The organism is Gimesia maris (assembly GCF_008298035.1).
In the GTDB taxonomy this organism is placed as follows: domain Bacteria; phylum Planctomycetota; class Planctomycetia; order Planctomycetales; family Planctomycetaceae; genus Gimesia; species Gimesia maris.
Window position 1 is genome coordinate 2,008,554 of sequence record NZ_CP042910.1, and the last position, 23,317, is coordinate 2,031,870.

At 52.8% G+C, this 23,317-nt stretch carries 13 protein-coding genes; 7 read left to right on the forward strand and 6 right to left on the reverse strand.

Annotated features, from left to right (window positions below; translation table 11 throughout):
- The first annotated feature begins 11 nt into the window (after window positions 1-11).
- The 7 genes from GmarT_RS07630 to GmarT_RS07660 all read left to right on the forward strand — a co-directional run bounded on the left by GmarT_RS07630 (window position 12) and on the right by GmarT_RS07660 (window position 13,225).
- Window positions 12-1,421 carry a DUF1501 domain-containing protein gene (locus GmarT_RS07630; RefSeq protein ID WP_149302515.1) on the forward strand — a complete coding sequence of 470 codons (1,410 nt, stop codon included), beginning with the start codon at window positions 12-14 and terminating at the stop codon, window positions 1,419-1,421.
- 313 nt (window positions 1,422-1,734) lie between these two features.
- Complete coding sequence (gene pheS, locus GmarT_RS07635) at window positions 1,735-2,718, forward strand: phenylalanine--tRNA ligase subunit alpha (protein ID WP_002645996.1); 984 nt, start codon at window positions 1,735-1,737, stop codon at window positions 2,716-2,718.
- A gap of 55 nt (window positions 2,719-2,773) precedes the next feature.
- Window positions 2,774-5,227: a phenylalanine--tRNA ligase subunit beta gene (pheT, locus tag GmarT_RS07640; protein ID WP_002645995.1), complete on the forward strand. Its 2,454-nt coding sequence runs from the start codon at window positions 2,774-2,776 to the stop codon at window positions 5,225-5,227.
- A gap of 328 nt (window positions 5,228-5,555) precedes the next feature.
- The gene (locus tag GmarT_RS07645; protein WP_002645994.1) at window positions 5,556-8,891 is read left to right on the forward strand and encodes a DUF1553 domain-containing protein; all 3,336 of its coding nucleotides are present in this window, start codon (window positions 5,556-5,558) and stop codon (window positions 8,889-8,891) included.
- Window positions 8,892-8,938: 47 nt separating this feature from the next.
- On the forward strand, window positions 8,939-10,354 hold the full coding sequence (locus tag GmarT_RS07650) for a DUF1501 domain-containing protein (RefSeq protein WP_002645993.1): 1,416 nt from the start codon (window positions 8,939-8,941) through the stop codon (window positions 10,352-10,354).
- A gap of 101 nt (window positions 10,355-10,455) precedes the next feature.
- Window positions 10,456-11,571 (forward strand): Ldh family oxidoreductase, encoded by a 1,116-nt coding sequence (locus GmarT_RS07655; RefSeq protein ID WP_002645992.1) that lies wholly within the window; start codon window positions 10,456-10,458, stop codon window positions 11,569-11,571.
- Window positions 11,572-11,599: 28 nt separating this feature from the next.
- Window positions 11,600-13,225 carry a sodium:solute symporter gene (locus GmarT_RS07660; protein ID WP_002645991.1) on the forward strand — a complete coding sequence of 542 codons (1,626 nt, stop codon included), beginning with the start codon at window positions 11,600-11,602 and terminating at the stop codon, window positions 13,223-13,225.
- Between the two features lie 25 nt (window positions 13,226-13,250).
- Here the strand turns inward: GmarT_RS07660 and GmarT_RS07665 are convergent, their stop codons facing one another.
- The 6 genes from GmarT_RS07665 to GmarT_RS07690 form a co-directional block, all read right to left on the reverse strand.
- A complete protein-coding gene (locus GmarT_RS07665) occupies window positions 13,251-13,925 on the reverse strand; it encodes a TlpA disulfide reductase family protein (protein ID WP_002645990.1) in 675 nt (224 codons plus the stop codon).
- Between the two features lie 41 nt (window positions 13,926-13,966).
- Window positions 13,967-15,832 carry a c-type cytochrome gene (locus GmarT_RS07670; RefSeq protein WP_002645989.1) on the reverse strand — a complete coding sequence of 622 codons (1,866 nt, stop codon included), beginning with the start codon at window positions 15,830-15,832 and terminating at the stop codon, window positions 13,967-13,969.
- A gap of 121 nt (window positions 15,833-15,953) precedes the next feature.
- Window positions 15,954-16,508 (reverse strand): hypothetical protein, encoded by a 555-nt coding sequence (locus tag GmarT_RS07675; protein WP_044237486.1) that lies wholly within the window; start codon window positions 16,506-16,508, stop codon window positions 15,954-15,956.
- A 204-nt stretch (window positions 16,509-16,712) separates the two neighbouring features.
- Complete coding sequence (locus GmarT_RS07680) at window positions 16,713-19,397, reverse strand: PQQ-binding-like beta-propeller repeat protein (RefSeq protein ID WP_044237483.1); 2,685 nt, start codon at window positions 19,395-19,397, stop codon at window positions 16,713-16,715.
- Between the two features lie 273 nt (window positions 19,398-19,670).
- Entirely contained in the window at window positions 19,671-20,981 is a 1,311-nt protein-coding gene (locus tag GmarT_RS07685) for a DUF1501 domain-containing protein (protein ID WP_002645986.1), read from the reverse strand.
- Between the two features lie 84 nt (window positions 20,982-21,065).
- Entirely contained in the window at window positions 21,066-23,045 is a 1,980-nt protein-coding gene (locus GmarT_RS07690) for a DUF1549 domain-containing protein (protein ID WP_149302517.1), read from the reverse strand.
- Window positions 23,046-23,317: the final 272 nt, after the last annotated feature.

The following is a 23,317-nucleotide window of genomic DNA, read 5'->3' on the forward strand; positions in this document are numbered from 1 at the left end:
AATGAACCGTTATGGAAGCTCTCAATATTTCACGACGACAGATGTTGAAATCCTCAGCGTGTGGCTTTGGCTACATGGCGCTGGCCGGTTTGAGCGCGGAAGCCGCGTTGAAGTCTCAGTCTCCGCTGATGTCGAAGACGCCTCATTTTGAACCGCGGGCCAAACGGGTCATCTTCCTGTTTATGCATGGCGGGCCGAGTCATGTGGATACGTTCGATTACAAACCCCGTCTGAATAAGGAAGATGGTCAGCGACTGCCATTCAAGGCGGCGAAGAACATTGAGAAGTCTTCACAGGAAAATCTGCGGTTGATGAAATCGCCATGGAAGTTCAAGCAGCGGGGCGAGAGCGGTCTGTGGATTTCTGAACTGTTTGACAATGTCGCTGAGCACGCTGATGATCTGTGCGTGATCAACTCGATGCATACCAACGGTCAGTCGCATGGCCAGGCAGTGATGAAGCTGCATACTGGTTCGGACAGCCTGGTCAGGCCTTCCGTTGGCTCATGGATGGTGTATGGGCTGGGAACCGAGAACAATAATCTGCCCGGTTTCATTTCGATCTGTCCTTCACGTGGGCATGGGGGCGTACGCAATTACGGCAGTGCGTTTTTACCGGCTGTCTACCAGGGGACCGCGATTGGTGATGCCGACACTGCAGCGAAAGAAGCACAGATCCGCTTTCTGGCCAACAACGGTGTCTCGGTCAGTCAACAGCGCAAACAACTGGGCCTGTTGCAGGCAATGAACGAACGACATCTGACGCAGGTCAAGGTGGATAACGAAATCGAAGGCGTGATCAATTCGTATGAACTGGCGTTCCGAATGCAGTCGGAAGTTCCTGCACTGATGGATCTGAATTCGGAAACCAAAGAGACGCAGGCATTGTATGGCATTGATGACAAAACCACCGAAAACTTCGGTCGGCAGTGTCTGATGGCGCGTCGTTTTGCCGAAGCGGGGGTACGATATATTGAAGTCGCGCTGGGAAATAATAAATGGGATCAGCACAGCGGCTTGAAAAACGGTCACGAACGGAATTCGAAAATGGTCGACAAGCCCATCGCCGGGCTGCTGGCGGATTTGAAGCAGCGGGGACTGCTGGACGATACCCTGGTTGTGTGGGGCGGCGAATTCGGACGGACTCCCATCGCGCAGGGGAAAAATGGCCGCGATCATAATCCGCAGGGGTATTCGATGTGGCTGGCTGGTGCGGGGGTCAAAAAAGGACACGTCCATGGGGCAACCGATGAGTACGGTTACTATGCGACCCGCGATAAGGTTCATATTCACGATCTGCATGCCACGCTGCTGCATCTGATGGGCATGGATCACAAGCGGTTGACTTATCGTTACGCAGGCCGCGATTTCCGCCTGACCGACGTGTACGGCGATGTCGTTACCGAGATTCTCAACGGGTAATTCGCGACCGTTAGTCTTTGAAATTCACAGATGAGAACCTGTGAGACCATCTGCCTGTCAGACCCTTATGCAGGTCTGTCCATAGTCTGTGCAAACCACTGATCTTGCTAAGCTTAAAGCTGTTCAGGGCTTCTGTTGAATGGGGGCCAGCAGGCCGTGGGGGTAGTTGCAGAAAGCAGCAGGAATAGTTACAATCCCGATCTCAGGCGGACTTTGCGCGCAACTCGTTGTCAATTCATGAGATATGAGCGAGTAGAGACCATGCAGAGTACTGAATCCATAAACAGAATATTCGAAAATCTGAAGAATCAAAATGTCTGACAATAATGACGCGCTGGTAGAAGCCGCCATGGAGAGCATCGCGGCGGCACAAAATCTTGCAGAGCTGGACGAAGTACGGGTCCAGTACCTGGGGAAAAAGGGAAAACTGAAATCACTGCAGCAGCAGTTGAAGTCATTATCGCCGGAAGAAAAACGGGAGTTTGGTAAAACGCTGAATGCCGTCAAAGAGAGCATCCAGACCGCGCTGGCCGAGAAGAAAGAAGTTCTGGAAGCCAGCGAAAAGACCGGACCACAAATTGATGCCATCGATGTGACGCTGCCAGGGGTTCGATCCCTGCCCGGTCATCGACATCCCCTGATGGCGACCATGGAAGAAGTGAAATCGATTCTGATCGGTCTGGGATTTCGCTACGATGATTATCCTGAAGTCGAAACCGAATTCTTCAACTTCGACGCATTAAATACACCCGACTGGCACCCCGCACGGGATATGCACGACTCGTTCTACACGACTGTCGGAAATGTGCTCCGCACCCATACATCGGCTTTTCAGACCCGGGCAATGAAACAGTTCGGGCCACCGCCGTTGCGGGCGATGACTTCGGGACGCTGTTACCGTCGCGATGAAATTGATGCTTCCCATTTTCCGATTTTCCATCAGCTGGACGTGATCGCCATCGATCAGGATATCAGCTTTGCTGATCTGAAATGGGTACTGTATCAGCTGGCGAGTGCTTTGTTTGGCGAAGACGTGCAACTGCGTTTCCGGCCGAGTTATTTCCCGTTCACCACGCCCAGCGCGGAAGTGGATGTGATGTTTAACGGCAAATGGCTGGAGATCCTGGGAGCTGGCATGATTCGCCCTGAAGTGCTGCAGGCGGGGGGCGTGGATTCGGAACAGTGGCAGGGCTTTGCCTTTGGTCTGGGACTGGACCGGATGGCGATGATTCGCCACGGGATCAGTGATATCCGGCTGATGTACGAAAATGAAGAAGCGTTTTTGCGTCAGTTTTAATCCATTTTTCCTGGTAAAACCTGGCACGAATATTCTGGCATAAGAAGAGAGAACGATGCGAATTAATACTGGTTGGTTGCGCGATTACCTGGCGTCAGACTGTCAAGAACAGGAACTGCTCGACGCTTTTATGACTGTCGGCCTGGAAGTCGAAGAAGAATTTCATCTGGCCGAAGCGCTGGCGCCGATCCGCATCGGGTTTATTCGCGAGAAAAAGCCGTTGGGTGATACGGGCGCGTTGTATGAATGCCAGGTGGAAATCGAAAAAGGGAAACTGATTACCATCGTCTGTGCCTCTTCGCATCCTGTTGAAACTGGTTGGGGCGTACCTGTCGCGGTCTCCGGTACGAAGCTGCCGAGTGGCGCATTGATTGGTGAAGGCAAGTTCAAAGGCGTTAAGTCACAGGGCATGCTCTGCCTGGACGGCGAACTGGGGCTGATTGCCCGCTCAACCGGATTGCAGGTTTTCAATGACGAAGCGATGCTGGGCGCAAGCCTGCCTTCTGTTTCACCGATTGAAGAATCACTGGTCGAAGTCTCGGTGCTTCCCAACCGTCCCGACTGTCTGGGGATGATCGGCGTTGCCCGCGAAGTGGCCGCTGTATTAGGAATGGAATTGAAATATCCCAGTGCCCGCGAGTTGAATTCGCAGTCAGCTAAGGGCGATGCGGTCACCGTCAAGATTTTGGACGAATCACTTTGTTCGCGGTATACCTGCCAGGTGTTTGATGGCGTGCAGGTGCGGACGTCTCCCCACTGGCTGCAAAGTCGTTTGCAGACCGCGGGATTGAGGCCGATCAACAATGTGGTGGATATTACCAACTTTGTCATGCTCGAATGGGGCCAGCCACTACATGCGTTTGATTTCGATTCCCTCACAGGGAATCAGATTGAAGTCCGTCGCATTCGGAACGGGGAAAAACTCAAGCTGCTGGATGAAGCAGAAGTGGATGCAACTCACGAACCTTTGGTGATTGCGGATGGGGAAAAGCCGATTGCGCTGGCCGGGATCATGGGAGGCTGGGATTCGCAGACCACGACAGACTCCAAACGGATTCTGCTGGAAGCGGCCTGTTTTGATCCGGTCTGCATTCGAACTTCTGCCCGCAAACTGCGGATTGGCACCGATTCTTCCTATCGCTTCGAACGGGGCACCGATCCCAACGGCATGCTGAGCGGCGCGTTCAACCGTGCCGCCGAGCTGCTGCAGGATGCGGAACTGTCAGCCGCCAGTCCCGCTTCAACCGTTACGGACAGTTATCCGAGCGTCAAGCAGTCGACTCAGTTCACATTAAGTGCCGCACGCGTCTCCAAGATTCTGGGCGCGAACATCAGTGACAAACAGATCAAGGACTGTCTGACCAGTCTGGAAATGCAGGTTGAGGATGACCTCACGATTTCTGTTCCGACCTGGCGCGTCGATGTGAACAATGAAGTTGTACTGGCGGAAGATGTGGCCCGCCTGTTGCGATATGACAGTATTGACATGAAACCGATGATGGCGACGACAACCAAAGGGCGCGTTTCGGATACCGACAATCTGCGAAACAGTGTTGCCGGTTTTCTGACGAGCAACGGTTTCCTGGAATGTCGTACGCCACCTTTAACGACCGAACAGATTGCTCTCTCTTTCAGCCAGTGGCCCGGAGACGCGATCCAGGTACAGAACCCGATTTCCAAAGAGATGACCACACTGCGACAGAGCCTGGTAGGCAGCCTGGTTGAAGTGGCAGAACGCAATGCCAGGCGTGGTGCCAGCAGCTTCCGGTTCTTCGAAGTCGATCGGACATTCCGCCAGAATAGCGAGATTGATGAACGCTGGATGCTGGGAGGCGTGCTGGGGGGACCTGTAAATGATTCCGCCTGGATTGCTTCGGAAAAAGAGATTGACTTCCTGCGTGCCAAGGGGCTGGTGGAGAATCTGCTCTCACATCTGAATGTGGATGGTTGCACGTTTGCCAGTGATACACCGGCGAACGGATATCGGGGGGAAGAGTTCGCCGTAATCAGCCAGGGCCAGCAGCGTATTGGAGCACTGGGACGCATTGATCTGGAAACGCTGGGCATCAAGGATCGGGCGCGCGTGCCTCTGTATGGATTCGAACTGGATCTGTCGACACTGATTACCGTAAAGTCACCGCCGGGCATGTTCAAAGGGCTGGCCCGAACACAGGTAATTGCCCGCGATATTTCGATTGTCGTTCCCAGTGATCTGCATTATGCCGAAATTGAATCCTCCCTGGAAAAGGCATTCGCATCTGCTGTGGAAAATCTGGAAACGGAACCGCGAAAGGATGCGGGAGCCGATTTCATACTGCAACCGGAACTGGAAAGCGTGATCTGCGTCGATACCTTCTCTGGTGAAAGCGTGGGAGAAGGCGCGATGAGCCTGACGATTCGCATGTTGTTCCGTGATGCACTGCATACTCTGACATCCGGGGAAGCACAGCAACTGATGGATTATGTGGTGAAACAACTGCAGGCCGAATACGGAGTGGTGCAGCGGTAAGCGGTGGCTGATGTCCATTTAAAATCAAATCGCACGCCTCAATTCCGGGGCGTGTTTTTTTTGCCTGGTTTGTGGTGGAGCGAACAACGTGTGAGGGGCGATTCCTGGCTGATTCATAAAAATCTGCCCCGAAGTGCTCATTTCTTAAAAGTCGGTATCAGTTGATGTTCTGTGGTTGACTTTGCGTCAGCGATCTGATTATATATAATATATAATCCTTTGGGTGGTAGATTGACTGATGAGGATTCGTACGCATTCTACCCGTAGAAAAACGTTGGTAAGTCGAGAGTTACTTCATACACACACGTGCCCTCCCGGAAGCAGATAAATGAAACGACAACTCCTGGTATTTTGGGGATTGAGTTTAATTGTCAGCCTGACTGCGCTGTGTCCCTTGTTCGCGTCAGAAGCGGACTTGAAGAAAGCAGAATTCTTCGAAAAACGGATTCGCCCTTTGCTGATCAAGCATTGTTATGACTGCCACAGCGAGGATTCGATTGAGAGCGGTTTGCGGGTTGATACATTCGCGGGTCTGGTGATTGGCGGAGAAAGGGGCCCGGCGATTGTCGCAGGAAAACCGAACCAGAGCCTGTTGATCAGTGCCGTCAAACATAGCGGTCAATTACACATGCCTCCCAAGGATAAGCTGTCTCAAAAAGCGATCATTGATCTGACAGAGTGGGTTCGCGGCGGTGCTTACTGGCCTGATGCAAAACCGGTCGAGGTATTGAAACAGGAAACGCCGGACGGCCCGCTGTTTACGAAGGCGCAGCAGGAATTCTGGGCCTTCCAGTCTCCTCGTAAACCGAAGCTGCCTGAAGTGAACGATACTGACTGGGGGAAAAGTCCACTCGATCTCTTTGTTCTTGCAAAACTGGAAGCGTCGGGGGGAACACCTGCGCCTGCTGCAGATCGAGAGACGCTGATCCGTCGTGCGACATTTGATTTGACGGGGCTGCCACCGACGCGCGCGGAGATCGAAGCTTTTCTCAACGATGAATCGCCGGAGGCGTTTGCCCGGGTGATTGATCGCCTGCTGGCTTCGCCTCGTTATGGGGAACGCTGGGGGCGTCACTGGCTGGATGTGGCCCGCTACGCCGACTCGAATGGGCTGGATGAAAACCTGGCGTATGCCAATGCCTGGCGGTATCGCGATTATGTGATTGCCGCGTTCAACAAGGATAAGCCCTACGATCAGTTTCTGCAGGAACAACTGGCGGGAGACATTCTGGCGGCGCGTGATGATGCTGAAAATCGTAACGAAAAGATCACGGCGACCGGTTTTCTTTCGATCGGCGCCAAGATGCTGGCCGAAGATGATCAGACGAAAATGCAGATGGATATCATCGACGAGCAACTGGATACCGTAGGGCGGACCTTCATGGGGCTGACGCTGGGGTGTGCCCGCTGTCATACACATAAATTCGACCCGATTCCGATTGAAGATTATTACTCGCTGGCCGGTATCTTCAAAAGTACGAAGACGATGGAAAACTTCAAAGTGGTGGCCCGCTGGCAGGAACAGCTGCTGGCCAGCCCGTCTGAAATTGAAGCTTTGGAGAAACAGAAACAGCAGATCGCTGCGCTGGACGCTGAGATTCAATCAATCACAGGCAAAGCAGACGAGCGACTGTTGAAGCAGGAGCGTGGGAAGATAGCCGCTTATCTGCTGGCGGCTGAGATCAAGAATTACCACGATCTGCAGAACAGCGATGCGCAGTCGATTGGCGCTGATCCCCGGCTGTATGAATCGCAGTCTGCGATTCTGCTGGAAGCGGAAGCGTATCAGTCGGGTAATGTTGTCAAATCCACGACCGGTTACGGCGAGGGAATTGGTGTCATCTATAACGCCGGGAAGCTGCCGAATATCGCCGAGTATGAGGTCGAAATTCCGGAAGCAGGCCGCTACCAGGTGGAGCTTCGTTATGCGGCGGCAGCGGCGCGTCCGGTGCAGCTGTTGATTAATGGAAACCTGGTCAATGACAGTGTCGCTGGTGAAGTGACGGGCAGCTGGTATCCCAAGTCACAGCAGTGGAAAGTAGAGGGGATTTATCAGTTCAAAGCCGGTCTGAACCGGGTCCGCCTGGAGAGTAAAAAAGTATTTCCGCATATCGATAAACTGCTGATTGCCAAGCCGAATGTTACTACCGGCCAGACTGAAAACCGCGTTGCTGCCCTGACACCGCCTGAGCAGACGCTGGTGGGGGGATTCCTGCTGCAGTGGGCGGAATACCTGAAAAAAACGGCAGGAGAAAAGGGTTCTCCGTTTGTGGTCTGGAATGAACTGATTCAGAGTGGAACAGTGCCGCAGGAGTTGGTTGAGACTGATCAACGCTTTGAGGTTATCAAGACAGTGCCGGAAGAGCAGCGACTGGCGAAAGCAGCCGAATTGTACCAGGCGTTGTTTGCTGAGGTGGATCAGGAGTGGCAGTCGTACCAGAAAACGAAAGCGGGACAGGCTGCGAAAGTCTTGCCAGATCCGAAGCGGGAAGCGATACGCAGTGTGCTGTATGATTCCAAAGGGCCGTTTGCATTACCGGAAGATCGCGAGAAGAATTATACAGCAGAGTTACTGACGCAGCTCAAAACAAAACGGGGTAAGAAAAAAGAGTTAACGGCAGCACTGCCCGAGTATCCGACCGCGATGGCGGTTTCCGAGCAGAAACCGGAAAACATCAAGGTGCATCTGCGAGGCAGTCACTTTACGCTGGGCAATGAAGTTCCCCGCCAGTTCTTGCGGATTATTGAAGGGGAAGAGCAGACGCCCATTGATGATCAGCGGAGTGGCCGACTTCAACTGGCGGAATGGCTGACCAGTGATACTCATCCTTTGACGGCGCGGGTGATGGTCAATCGAATCTGGCGCTGGCACTTTGGTACCGGTATTGTCAGAACGACGGACAACTTTGGAAAACTGGGGGAACGCCCCTCACATCCGGAACTGCTGGACTGGCTGGCAGTGCAGTTTATGGAAAACGGCTGGTCGATCAAGGACCTGCATCGTCTGATCATGCTGTCGGCTACTTACCAGATGAGTACCGAATTTGATCCGGAGATGGCGGCCGTTGATCCCGAGAATCGCCTGCTGTGGCGCATGAATCGACGGCGTCTGGAAGCAGAAGCGATCCGGGACTCGATTCTGGCCGTCAGTGGGAAACTGGATTATGAAATGGGGGGCTCGCTGCTGACTGTGGAGAATCGCAAATATGTGACGAGCACGCGGAATGTGGATCCGGTGGTTTATGAGACGAATCGGCGTTCGGTCTATCTGCCGATCATCCGCAGTGCCCTGTATGAGGTGCTGCAGGCCTTTGATTTTGCGGATCCGAGTGTACTGTCTGGAAACCGGGTGCATACCACAGTCGCACCGCAGGCCTTATTCATGATGAACAGCAAATTTATCATGCAGAATACAGAGGACTTCGCCGAGTCGATTCTGCATGAAACACATCTGAAAGAGTCGGCGAAAGTCAATCGGATTTACGAACGTATCTTCGGTCGATCGGCGACTGAGAAAGAAACCGCACAGGCGCTGGCTTATCTGAAACTGTATCGGCGGGAACTGGCAGATCTGGACTTGCCTGCGGAACAAAAAGAACTGCGAACCTGGCAGAGTCTGTGCCGGGCATTGATTTCGTCGAATGAATTTCTGTTTGTGGATTGAAATGACAACAGTTTGTTTTGGATTGTCTGTCAGAAAAGAGATCAGTTATGAATCACTGGAATAGTTATCGGGGATCAACGCCGCTCACCCGTCGGGAAATGCTGCAGCGCAGTTCTGCCGGATTCGGGAGTCTGGCGCTGGCGGCGTTATTGGGGAATGAAGGTCGGGCAGCCAGCAAAAAACCGGAACAGTCGCCGCATTTCACACCGAAGGCGAAGCGTGTAATCTTCCTGTTCATGCACGGCGGCCCGTCGCATATGGATACGTTTGACTATAAACCGCAGTTGCAGAAAGACAGCGGTAAGCCTTTGCCGTTTGACAAACCTCAGGTGTTTTCTGCTGAGACGGGAAATCTACTGGGCTCACCCTGGAAGTTCAAACAGCATGGGGAGAGTGGAGCCTGGGTGAGTGAACTGTTTCCGCATGTGGCAGGTTGTGTCGATGATCTGTGTATCATCAACTCGATGTATGGTTCCAACTCGCGGCACGGTGGAGCACTGCTGGAATTACACACCGGCAGCGATACATTCGTGCGACCGAGTATGGGGTCCTGGATTACCTATGGCCTGGGCTCGGAAAATCAGGATCTGCCCGGTTTCATTACTGTCTGTCCGACTCTGACCCATGGGGGCGTGAACGCTTACAGCTCTTCGTTTCTGCCGGCTGATTTTCAGGGAACGCCGATCGGTAATGCGAGTATCCCTGCCGACCGGGCTCTGATTCCGTTCATAAAAAATGAGAGTGGAATTCCGATGTCGGTGCAGCGGAAAGAACTGGATTATCTGCAGCAGATGAACCGGGAGCATCTGGCTGAGTCCGGCCCCGATGCGGCGCTGGAGGGACGTATCAATTCCTTTGAACTGGCATACCGGATGCAGACGGCCGCGCCGGAATTGCAGGATATCAGCGATGAATCCGAGGCGACACAAAAGGAGTATGGGCTGGATCAGGATGTGACGAAAAACTTCGGTCGACAATGCCTGATGGCACGGCGTTTTGCTGAGCGGGGTGTGCGGTTTGTGCAGATTACTCACAGTTATAAATGGGATCAGCATGGAGGATTAAAAACGGCACTGCCTCGGAATTGCAAAGAGGTCGATCAACCCATTGCCGCGCTGCTGAAAGATTTGAAAGCGCGGGGGCTGCTGGATGACACGCTTGTGCTCTGGGGCGGTGAGTTCGGCAGAACGCCCGTCAGTCAGGGAGCAGACGGCCGCGATCATAACCCCCAGGGGTACACGATGTGGATGGCGGGGGGAGGCATCAAGGGAGGGCTGCAGTATGGTGCCACCGATGATTATGGCTATTACGCGGTCCAGAATAAGGTCCACGTACATGATCTGCATGCCACGATGCTGCATCTGCTGGGGCTGGATCATAAGAAATTAACGTATCAGTTTGCCGGGCGCGATTTCCGTCTGACGGACGTGCATGGTGAAGTGATGTATGATCTGTTTGCCTGAGAACAGATCTGAATGTAGTCATTTACTACCCTGTTTGAATTGAATTGTGTTCCGTGACACATTACAGGATGCGTCACAAAAATGAGAAGTTGAGGTGACCTTTGGCGCAGATCGAAGTTGAGAGTGCTCTGATTGAGCCTGAATCCCTGAAGGAGTTCTGTTACCAGTTGCTGCTGCAAGCGAATCTGACAGGGCACGATGCAGGTCTGGTAGCAGATACCCTGGTGGAATCGAATCTGCGTGGAATTGATTCTCATGGCGTGGCACGGTTACCGCATTACCTGGAGCGCATTCGTCAACAGAGCATTCAACCCCGACCGGAAATGCAGTGGGAACCGCTGGGAGACGCCGTCGGTCGCGTGGACGGCGATCACGGGTTGGGGCAACTGGCGATGGTGAAAGCAGCCGACCATGCGGTGGAACTGGCGCGGGATTCCGGGGCCGGTTGGGTTTCGATCTGTAACTCTTCGCATTGCGGAGCACTGGCTTATTATGGATTACGGATTGCAGAGGCCGGGATGATCGGCTTTGCGTTTACGCACGTTGATCCGATGGTGACTCCCCACGGAGCAGCAGAACCTTTCTGTGGGACAAACCCGATCTGCATGACGGCACCGGGAAAAGAGGGGAAATCGCTCTGCCTGGATATGGCGACAAGCATTACGCCCTGGAATACGATTGCGAATGCCGCGACGGAAGGTGTTTCGATCCCGGGAGACTGGGCGCTGGATGCCAATGGAAGGGGGACGACCGATCCCAATGAAGTGGTAGCACTTTTTCCATTTGGTGGTTTCAAAGGCTCGGGGCTGGGACTGATGATCGATGTGCTGTGCGCGCTGCTGGGAGGGGCTCCCATTGGCCCGGATATTCCCAAAATGTATGGCGATCTGACACAGCGACGTCTGCTGGGAGGTATGGTGGGGGCCATTGATATCAGTCGCTTTACCGAGGTGGAAACGTTCCAGGATCGCATTGAAGAGCTGATTCAACGCTGGGGAGCCGTCAAGCCTCTGAAAGAGGGAGGCAAAGTTTACTATCCGGGCGAACCGGAGGCATTGACTCGAGTGGAGCGTCTGCAGTCAGGAATTCCGGTGGGACTGCGGCTGATTAATCAGTTTAACGAACTGGCCTCCGCAGGGGGGCTGCCGCCACTGGAAACAACGGAACCAGTCTGCGAAGATGTGACGTCTTCTGAAGTTGAAGTCTCGCCCACCTGATTTAGATCTATGATGTGATTGCCTCTTTATGAACGCGCTCTTTCTGCTGGCAGCCAATCAACTGGATATTTCTGTTCTTGACTCTGTGATCATCGTCGCCTACCTGGTGTTGATTACCGGAATGGGTTTGTTCGTCAGCCGAAAACAGAAACAGACTGTCGACAGTTACTTCCTGGCGGGACGCTCATTAAAGTGGCCGACCATTGGACTGTCTTTATTTGCCACAAATATCTCCACCGTGCATCTGATCGGACTGGCTGCCGACGGCTATCGTGTAGGGCTGGTCGTGGGGAACTTCGAATGCCTGGCGGCGTTTACCCTTATCTTGCTGGGGCTGATCTTTGCGCCGATTTATCACCGCAGCGGTCTGGTTACCTTGCCCGATTACCTGGAACAACGCTTCAGTGCCGGATCGCGGGTCGTGCTGGCGATCATGGGCGTCGTGGCGGCTCTGTTCATCCACATCGGCATGACGCTGTATGCGGGCTCGACTGTGATTCACGAGTTTTTTGGAATCGATGTCATCACTTCCGTACTGGTGATTTCCGCGATCACGACGCTGTATACCGTCGTCGGCGGATTGAAAGCGGTGGTGATCACCGAGTCGATTCAGACCGTGTTGTTGATTATCGGTTCGATTGCGGTGACTTACTTCGCGGCAGGTGCCCTGAACGAACAGGGGATTGATTCGTTGACGAAACTGCGTGCAGCGCTCCCTGAAAAACACATGAGTATGCTACAGGAAAGCGGGGGCTATTCGTGGTATGCCTTCCTGCTGGGATACCCGGTCCTGGGAATCTGGTACTGGTGTGCGGATCAGACGATTGTGCAGCGGGTACTGGGGGGAGAAACTGAAAAGGATGCCCAGGCTGGCCCGTTATTCGCGGGCTTTATCAAGGTCTTGCCGTTACTGATCATGGTCTTTCCCGGCGTGCTTGCTTATGTTTTGTTTCAGGAACAGATTGGCGACGATCCTAATAAAGCGCTGCCGGTTTTGATTAAACAATTGATCCCGGAAGGCTTGAAGGGACTGATTGCCGCGGGGCTGCTGGCAGCTTTGATGAGTACGATCGCCGGGGCATTGAACAGCACAGCGACTCTGATCAGTATTGATGTCGTGAAAAAACTGAAACCGGAAACCAGCGATGCGCGACTGGTGGTTGTCGGGAGGATCACCGCCGTGGTGGTCATGATCCTGGCGATTGGCTGGTCCACGATGGGGAGTAAATTTGAAAGCATCTTTTCCGGATTGAACAGTATGATTGCCTGCCTGGCGCCGCCGATCACTGCGGTCTTCATCTGGGGTGTGCTCTGGAAACGGGGGACTGCACAAGCTTCGCTGTCGACTTTAATTATCGGTTCGATTCTGGGCGGGCTGACATTTGCGCTCGACTTTGGATTTGAACTGATCACAAAAGAGATGGGAATTCCCTTTATGTTGCAGGCCTGGTGGCTGTTTGTCATCTGCTCGGTGGTGTTTGTGTCAGTCAGTCTGCTGACTCCACCTCCTTCTGAAGATCAGGTTAAAATGATGTGCTGGCAAAACCCATTGAAAGAAATCGTGCTGAAACCCCTGTCAGGAATTACCGATCCGCGACTGATTGCCATACTACTGGCTGGAATCATGTCGGGGATCTATATTACGTTTGCCTGATCAGCAATCAAACAGGGATCGATGATTATTCCGTCGGCTTTTGTGCCTGCTGGAGCATTTCATCGATGAAAGGGACGATGTGTTCTTCGTAGGTGAAGCCTTCCTGTCCGTAGGCTAGGGTTTCGTTGTCGAAGCGTTTCAGCAGTTTCCCATCAGTGCCATACACATAGGCGGCGGGAATCGCGGCGAGATCAAGCTTCTTGTACAGATCTTCGTCTGGTGTGCTGGAAATCAGGTTGACGATCTCTGCATTCTGCTTCGTGTAAAACTCCATGAGCTCTTCCCTGCTGGATTCCGGAGGATAAGCCTTGCTGCCGTCATAATTGAGGTTGAAGGAAACACAGACGACTTTTTCCGGATACTTCTTCTGCAGCGCGACCAGGTGCGGGAATTCGCGAAGGCAGGGTTCACACCAGCTCGACCAGAGATCGACAATAACGATTTTATCGTCCTGGTTGCCGATGAATTCCTGCAGCTGTTCCCAGTTGGCGATTTGAGCGGTGATCCCATCCTGTTCAAAGGTCTGTGCACCGGGAATCGCCGGAGCGGTTTGTTTCTTTGTTGCTGGCTCTGCTGGGGAAGCAGCTACTGTTTGAGCGGGGGTACCCGGTTCTACCGGAGTATCCGCTGTGCTGCCTTCCTGGCTGCAGCCAAAAAATAAGACGAGTGAACCAAACAGACAGAGTACTTGAGGCGACATGTTTCTGTTATTTCCAGATATTGAGTTTCAAAAGAGGTCAGTTATTTTGTGATTTTGACCAGTCCGGCGGCTTTGGCCTGTGGTACCGGGTCTTCGTAGGGAAGTGCTTTCAGGAATTCGACGAGGTCGGCACGTTCCTGTTTTGAAAGCTGGCTGGTTTTGCCGTGTTGATCATTGTGATTATAGGTCGTCAAAACTTCTTCGAGTGTCTCTGCTTTGCCGTGTGACAGATACGGGGCAGTGCGGTAGATGCCCAGGAGCGTCGGCGTATCATATTCAGGCCCCATTTTTTCACCGGGATTATCGACGGCGGTGCCGACGTTGTGCCGCGTAATCGATTTCGAAGGAACCGAATCAGTCAGGAAGGGACCTGAGTGACAGGTGGCGCACTGGGTCTGCTTTGAGAAAAAGAGCTGGCGTCCGCGCTGGGCTGCGGGGGATAAGCCATTTTTCGCATACGGGCTGAGAGTGAAATCGTGTGTGTTGGAATATGCGGCCATGGCATCGAGGGCCTCTGATAATCCTTTGTTGGGTTTATCTAAAGATTCATAAATTCTGCCGCGTGCCAGGCCTTTCCCCTGCATCAGGGGGCCACGGATTGTGTGTTCGAAGTCCTGAACTTCGTCGCGGTCAGCCGACCAGTGAATAGGGTGGGTCCACGCCATGCCGGCCAGTGACTGAGTATTTCGCAGGCCTTCCGGATTATGCCAGGTCTTTCCATCGGGCTGTCCGTCGGGATGACAACTGGCACAGGAGATCCAGAGACGGCTCGTCATGGGTTGCAGCGCTGTGTAGAACAGACGTTTGCCCAGCAGGACTTCGTCGCTTAAGGGATTTTCTGTGACTTTGATCGTGGCCAGCCGACTGAGTGAGTGTGTGTCGTAAGCGACAATTTCGAAGTCGAGGGCATTATAAACGTAGAATGTATTTCCATCGGGGGCGACGCGTACGCCACGGGGGTTCGCGCCAACGTTGAGAGAACCGCGGAAGGTGAGTTCGCGGTAATCGTCATCAATTACATTGCTGACATACAGATCGTCGGTTCCGGCGAAGACGATGAAGAACGTTTTTCCATCGGGAGTGATGGCGGTATCCCACGGATTGCAGGTGACGCGAGCACCGCGGAACGAGTCCATCGGAATTTTGCGTCGGCGTTTGCCTGCTTTGGGTTTCGTATCAACGATGGAAACGATGGGGAAGATCGAACCGGCGCCGTGTGCGACAGTGATGCGTGAGCGAATATGAGGCAGATAAGCTTTGGCGCGACGGGGGTGCAGGGTAATCTGTCGAGAGAGATTATCGGTGCTGCCGCCCGGCCATTCGTCGACGGTTTTTCCCGTTTTGACATCCACCCGGCGAACCAGTGCGGAATAGTATTCAGTGGTAAACAGGCTCTGGTTATCGCTGGAGACAGCGATGCCACGCAGATGCTTTCCGGAAGAGAACTCGCGGACGACTTTTTTTGTCGCAGGATCGATCTCTACAATGCGACCGGGATAGTCAAGTGTGACAAAAATACGTTTGCCGTCCGTGGTGGAAACCACGCCGTACGGTTCGTCGAAGACTTCGGTCTGTCCGGTCTGTTTGCCGGTGTCGGCATTGAGGAACACGATGCGGTCTTCATCGTAGACGGCGGTCGCGACCTGATGGCTGTTTCCCACGAAGGAGACGCCTTCGGGATGTTTACCGACTTTGATTTCGTGGAGTTTTTGACTGGTTTTCAAATCAACAATGGTGACTGAGCCACTGTCTCTGTTCGAGCAGGCCAGCAATTTCCCATCGGCGGAAATGTCAAGCAGACTGTTTGACTGACCGGCGGAAAGATGCCGCGTGGTGAATAACAGGCTCGCACATAAAACGAGCGTCAGCAGTAGAGCAGAATGAACGGACCTGACACGAAGAAACATGTAAACCCCTTTTGTTACTGTGTAGATTCGTCTGAGACTTTTCGGGCGGGAAGTAGAAACCCCGCTCACCGGTCAGGGTAAGCGGGGTCGATTCCTGGTTAAAAAGCAATCTCATCAATCGTTAGTTCAAGATTTTGGAAGTCTCTTTTACGATCTGAGAGATTTTGTCTTTGGAAAGGTCGGCTTTCTTGAAAGCGTGATTGACCTTTACTTCTCCGTTGACCCACATCAGTACGGTGATGTCAGCGTCTTTAGAAATATTGTAGGCCGAAGGACCCGCTTCGCCTTCGTAGTTGGTCAGCGGTGTGTTTTTGATTTTCTTGCTGTCAGCGACTTTTTTCAGTTCAGCGTTGGATTTGTCAGCATCGTCTGTCAGGTGCACGACAAATGCGGCCATTTTCTGATCACGGTTTTTACCGACTTTAGCGTCGATTTGAGTAATCAGATCCTGGACGTTGCCATTCATGTCCCGAGTGAAAATATTCACTACAGGTCGTCTGCCGTAGCTGCAGCGATAACATAGTGATTTACCAGCGTTAGGTCCTGTACAATCATTGACTGTGTAAGGAGCTGGTTTTCCACCAACTTCGATTCCAGATTTCAATTCGGCTGCTGAGCTGAATGAGCTGGCTGCAACGAACATCAACGCGACTGAAAGTGTAAGCAGTCTTTTCATGTATTTCTCCTCAAATTCCTATACGTGACAAAAGTGTTCTGCGGGATGCAGATGATACGTTAATACTAACGTATCGGTGAATTTTAAATTGTGTGAAACAGCAGTGCAAACCAACGGGCTGAAAATCTCGGGATACACGCCGACGTCACTTCATTGTTTCTTAACCTTTGAAATAGTCAACTTGCGATTTGGGAACTTTTTTCATCAGGGGCGTTCCCAGACAGCGGGCAGTTTTTTCGAAGCTTCCCCATAGGTCTGGGAGACGATAAAGCCGCTGGCCTGGGATGTGTAAAAAATCCGCCCGTTGGAAACGACGGCTCCCAGACACTCGCGCGAGTCGATCGCGGGGCCGGTGGAAACCAGCTTGCCGTCGTCTGATAAATCGATCATATCCATATTGGCGCCCAGTACATAAGGCTCAGAGAGTGTGAATCGACAGCAGGCATAGTTGTGCCCGATACTGTTCACGACTTTACCTGTTTTGTGATCGAAGACGTTTCCTTTTCCCCGGAGCGCATTGGAAAAGATGTAATCCTTGCCGACGGTGACGACATTCAAAGCCGAGGTCACTGCATCGGATTGCCAGACCAGCGCACCGTCTTTCGCATCCAGGCACCAGACAAACCGGTCCTGCGTGTCTTCATTCGCACGGTTGTATCCACCTATATAAATGCGTCCGTCGCGGGCACTGAGCGTGCATTTGGATGTGACATAGTATTTGTTGGTCAGCCAGACGACATCCCCTGTCCGGGGATCCAGGCAGGCGGTGATTCCATTATTTTCGACGGGTAAACCGCGGCGTTTTCGCTGACTGCTGGCATAGCCGAAGAAGGTGGAGTAATACAGTTTCCCGTCCAGAATGGCGATGCCACAATCATTCCCGCCACGACCGTAGTCGGAGAAATCTTTCTCCCAGACGACTTTGCCTGTGTCGAGATCCCAGGCCCAGATCCGCGGACGGTGATCCCGGGGGTAGTAGGGATTGTCGTTCGAATAAATCCAGCTCATGACTTCGCGACCGTCTTCTTTGACCGCTGGTTTGCCGCCGAAGGTGAAGGCTTTCTCTGTTCCCTGGGCCGCATATTCGCCGGAGCCGGAAGCATAGATGGCAATATTACCTGAGACGACGGGGGGAAACTGTCGGCTCCAGCTGGGAGAACCGGTAAAGGGGGCCTCCCAGAGCAGATCGCCGGTGGCAGCATCCAGACAACGCATGACGGATTTTTTGATCCCTGCCTGAGGGATCAGCAGTTTGCCGTCGATATAGAGAGGCGAAGTAAACGAGAGATAGACGTCGGGCCAATAGCGTCTCCAGAGCAAACGGCCGGTATCCTGTTCGACGGCGATGATCTGTCCTTCAGCGGTATGCGTATAAAGACGACCGCCGCCACAGACAGGCAGATGTTTAACCGTGCCTTCCAGACGCCGCGCCCACCGCATTCGCAGAGGCGGTTTCAAGTCCTGGGCATTGGCATTGGTACCCCCGAAGTCGCCGTAGTTGGTGTACCAGTCAAATTCCGGTTTGGCGAGAGGACCAGTAAGGGGGTTGCGGATTTTCCAGAGTTCCAGGTCTTTTGCTGGGAGTGCGGCCTGTGTCTGGGGCGTGGTACCATCGGCATTGAGAATGTAGAGATAACCGTCTTCGCAGGGGACATAGATTTTCTGGTCGGCAATAGCGACGGGAGCTGTAATCGGTGCCTGAAACGCTGTTTTGAATTCTGTGATCTGTTTATCTGAGAGCGAGATGACATACAAGGTGCCATCCAGACCGCCATAAACAATGTGGTTGTCCGTGATGACCGGCGGGCAGATGGAGGGGGCTTCACAGAGCACGTCGGTTGTTTCAGAGTCGAGTGTATGACGGACCAGACCGAGACCGGCTTCGGGACGAACACGAAAGACATCGTTGCCGCGAACAGTGACCGAGGCAAAGCCGAGCAGGCCGGGATCGCGGATGGATGTTTGAGTGCCTTTAATATAGTCGGCCTGGATTTTGTCGCCGTCCAGTCGCATGACTTCGACGCGCCCTGCATTATCGCGGCGATGCCATTGTACAAAAACATTGCCGGCGGCATCCGCGCTTTGACCAAAGGTGGCGGGGAACTCTGCACCGGCGTACTTGGGAATTTCTCCTACGACCTGCAGCTCCGGGGCTGTGCCGCCATCTTTCAGAAAGACCGTTCGACCGCCGGCAGGGATGACCAGGGAATCACCGGCGAGGCAGATATCGCGGGAACAGACGAAGTGATCCTTCCAGGTGACTCGGTCTTTTCGGTGTTTTAACCAGTCTGCGCCGCTCCAGCGATTGCCCTCAAAGTCGACGACTTCTTTGACAAAGTCCCAAGTCCAGACGACTTCACCGGCCGGTTCGACTGCATAAACCTGCGCGCCCAGGGTAGCGAAATAGACGCGGCCTTTGTTGACAACCGGGGCAGAGAAGATCGGTTCCCGGCAGTCCAGTTCCTGGATGACGGCGCCGGTTTTGAGGTCGAATACATAATAATAGCCGGCAGCAGTACCGACGTGGAGGTAGTTATCGATGATGGCGGGCGAAGCAACATTATTGCAGTTTCCCGTTCCCCCTTTCGTCGCGTATTTCCAGAGGACTTTACCGGTCTGTCCATTCAACGCGAAGACAACACCCGCGCCATCTACTACGAAGACGGTTCCCTGGCTGACGACTGGCGATGTATAAATGCCGTCGGTTAACGGGACGGCTGCGGCCAGAGAGAGGGGCGTCTGGAGGGAGATGGCAGGTGCATTACCGGAACGCTGGCTGTCTCCTTTCAACTGCAGCCAACTGTCTGCGGCTTGAGTAAAGGAACAGAAGAGCGTCAGAATCAGGTACGTCTGAAACCAACAAAAGCAGCGGCAGGATCGTATCATCATCGTCTTTCCAGACTGCGGTTTTGAGGAAAAACTGGCGGGACTCAAGGTCGGATACTCATATTATTTGTGGATCATCGTGGCATTGGGGAAGGATTTTCAAAGCTCATATCAATGATTCCATATATTGATCATAGACGGCTTAAATTTAGGAGTCTACCATTTTTCGGGTTTTTCGCTGAGAAGGACGAATATTTTTTAAGGTTGCTAATTATAAAAAAAACGGCTCCCCGTGAAGGAAGCCGTACTGGATTTTGCAATGAAAAGGTTCTGGTTTTAGAGCAGTTTGGTGACTGCTTCGCCATCGTGGGCGACTTTGAAGGGGCGACCTTCAGAGGAGAAGATTTCTTTGTCCAGAGGCAGGTTCAAAGCTGACGCGATGGTCGCATTGAAGTCAGCCGGCAGTACGCCGTCAGCATCAACGCTATGTCCCCCTTTATCAGACTTTCCGTAGAACTGGCCTCCCTTGATACCGCCACCCATTAAGGCGGCAGAGAAGACGCCGGGATGATGGTCACGACCACCATTCTGGTTGATTACGGGAGTACGGCCGAATTCGGTGGTGAGAACGACCAGTGTTTCATCCAGCAGTCCGCGTTCCGACAGTTCCTTGAGCAGGTTGCCGAGTGCCTTGTCCAGAATACCGGTTCGAGTGGGAAGAATCCCGTCGTCGTAAATATCGCGGTGCATGTCCCAGCCACCGAAGTTGACTTCGACGCAGCGGACGTTGTTTTCGACCAGACGGCGTGCCAGCATGCATCCCTGACCGAATGAGTTGCGGCCGTATTTGTCACGGTCTTCCGCTTTTTCTTCATTCAGGTCGAAGGCTTTCAGTTCATCGCTGGAGAGCAGGCTGGTGGCCTGAGAATAAAAGTCCGTGTAAGCCAGGACGTTTTGATTCTTGAACTTGGTCTGAAACTTTTTGTCGAACTTATTGATCAGATCAATTCGTTTTTCAAACGTGTTTTCAGACAGGTAGGAAGGAGTATCTGTATTCTCCAGCCCCCGATTGGGGTCACCAATCGGCAGGGGGCTGTAAGAAGGGTCCAGGAATCCTGAACTCGGGTGTCGGGCGGGCGCACTGATCAGAACGGTGTCGGGCAGATTTTTATTCTGACGTCCACGGAAACGCTGGATCCACGGTCCCATAGAGGGGTGCCGGGTCGAAGCGATTTCCTTATAGCTGGTCCGCATCAGGTATTCACCGGGTCCATGCGCGCCGGTTTCGGTATACATGGAATTGATGACGGCCATCTTGTCAAATTCTTCTGCCAATGTAGGGAGAAACTCGCTGATTTGAGCCCCCGGAACGCTGGTTTTGATGCCTTTGGTGTCCCCCTGGTTTTTATGACCTGGTTTCAGGTCAAACGTATCCAGGTGAGTCATGGCGCCAGCCATATACAGGTAAATCAGGCGTTTGGCTTTACCATTGACGGGCTTGCCTTTCGGACCTTTACTTTTTGTGGGAGCCGCTTCCAGCATGTTGTTGAATACGGGGAGCACGCTGACACCCAGTGCAGATTTGGCAGCATATTCCAGAAACCGCCGCCGACCGACTCCGTCGAGTTGTTTATAGAGTTCTCTCATCTGTATGCCTTTGATATTGATTTGAATTAGTTGTCATTTGCATAACCGGCTCCCACGGTTTGACCGGAGGGAGCCGAAATGGTTTTATTGAATAAACAGGAACTCGCGGGTATTCACGAGTGACCAGATCACGTTACCGTAACCTGCAGGGCCATTGTTTTCGATTTCGTCCATGGCGATTTTCAACTCATCTGCGTCGGGACGACGGCTGAGGATGGTCATGAAAATGACATCGACGCCATCTTTAATTGTTTTCTGCTCGATCACGTTGTTGTAGATCGTGGAACCTTTTTCCAGCATCATGTGAGTGACCGGGCCATTAAACATGAACAGCACCTGTGGCACGGATCCGGTGTCGGATGAACCAGAGATCAGTTCACGGTCGGACTGACCGAAAGTACGCAGGAAGTGGCTGGGCGGTACCGGAGAAGGGAGTTCGGCAGCACGGGCCAGCAGCTGGCCTTTGTACTTGTATTTCTTTTCCCGTTTGTATCGCGTACGGTCAATTTCCTCCCGTTTCTTTTCATCCGCATCCAGGACTTCCTGGGCGGTCGCTTTATTGAGGTCGACCGAGATGATTTCGGTTTCCATTTCTGCGGGCAGTTCGCGGTATTCTTCGGGGTCCACCACGGCGATTGTGAGGAAGGAATCCCAGGCCTGTTCAGCGGACATGCGACGCAATACCGGTCCCGGGAAGTGATAGATTTCACTCAGCGGAACATCCTTGGGAGATGCCTGTCGCTGATAGGTTTTCGTGTTAAACACGATTCGCAGATATTCCTTCATATCGAAATTCAGTCGTTTCATTTCTGATTCGAGATGTTTCATCAGTTCGGGGTTTTCTGCGACAGTACTGTCCATCATATCGTCGACTGGTTCGATCTGTCCTCTTCCAAAGGCCTGAGTCCACAGTCGGTTGGCAATGGTCAAAGCAAACCGGGGGTTATCTTTAGAGACCATCCAGCGGGAGAAAGCCTGGCGAGGCGTTTCGCCTTTGCGAATGTCTGCCGGTTTACCGAAGATGGTTTTGGGTTCGACCACCGATTTCGGTTTGGCGTCCGTATAAGCGTAGTCATGTGGCAGCTGAATCTTCCGGTTATTGTCGTGCACAACCATCATGTTCACGCGGATCATGCGATTGAATCGTCCCTGCTTGCGACGTCGGTCTTTTTCTTCCTGATCCAGTTCTGCGAACTCTTTACGCAGACGGCTGTTGGGATCCTGACCGGTGTAGAAGCGTTTGTCACGGCCACTGGCGCGGGTCGAAGAACCGAACGTGAAAGCCGCCATTTCGTAGAATTCTTTCTGCTTCCAGCGATCAAAGGGATGATCGTGGCATTGGGCACAGCCGATGCGGGTTCCCAGGAAAATACGCACGGTATTATTCATGTTGTCCAGTGGCATGCCGGAATCACGTTGCATGTAGCCGGTAGCGGGGTTCTCCCAGATCAATCCTTCTGCCGTGATCATTTCACTGACCATTTTGTCCCAGGGCTTGTTCTCTGCCAGGCATTGTTTGATCCACTGACGATAGGGAGAACCATCGACGTTGTTATTCAGGCGGTCGGTGTACCGTAATACGTCGGCCCAGTAGTTGTAGAAGTGGCTGGCGTAACCATCACTGTTCAACAGACGGTCGATGAGCATCTTGCGTTTGTCGGGGTGGCGTGAAGCCAGGAAGTATTTGGTTTCCCGATAGGTGGGGATCGTGCCGGTGATGTCGAGGTAGATGCGACGCAGGAACTGTTCGTCGGTCGTCATCGGGTTGGGTTCGACTTTGTATTTCCGATAGTTGGCTTCAACCAGCTTGTCGATCTGTTCTGCCGATTTGATGGCTGATGAAAGTTTGGTCGTACTGACGGGCTTGGATTTGACTGTGAATCGTGGCGGGAGCGGTTCTTCTTTTTTCGGAGCGGCTTTTTTTGCGACGGGTTTTCGTCGTGGTGCTGCCTCGGAGTCGGGCAGGCTGGAGAAGACGATGAACGCAAAGGCGGCAATACAACAACTGCTTAACTTCCAGTGCCGCGCAAGCAGACCGCGGCGACCGATTTGGTTTCCTGACATGCAATAACTCCCAGAGTCGTTCCTTGAATTGTTCAGAGATGACAGCGTACCAGACTGCAAATGAAGTGACAGGCTGGACCTGTGTCATATATTCTATACAAAACGCAACAGTAAAAACTAATGCAAAGCTAATTAATTTTGTCTTAACCTGCGTGTTTTTTGCTCACATAAGGGTACAAAAAAATACTGGCAGTCGCTGGGGGTCCGGAGCATTTCCGAGCCGATTTCTGATTTGGAAACTGAGTGGGCCGACGATCAACAGAGTTGGGAAA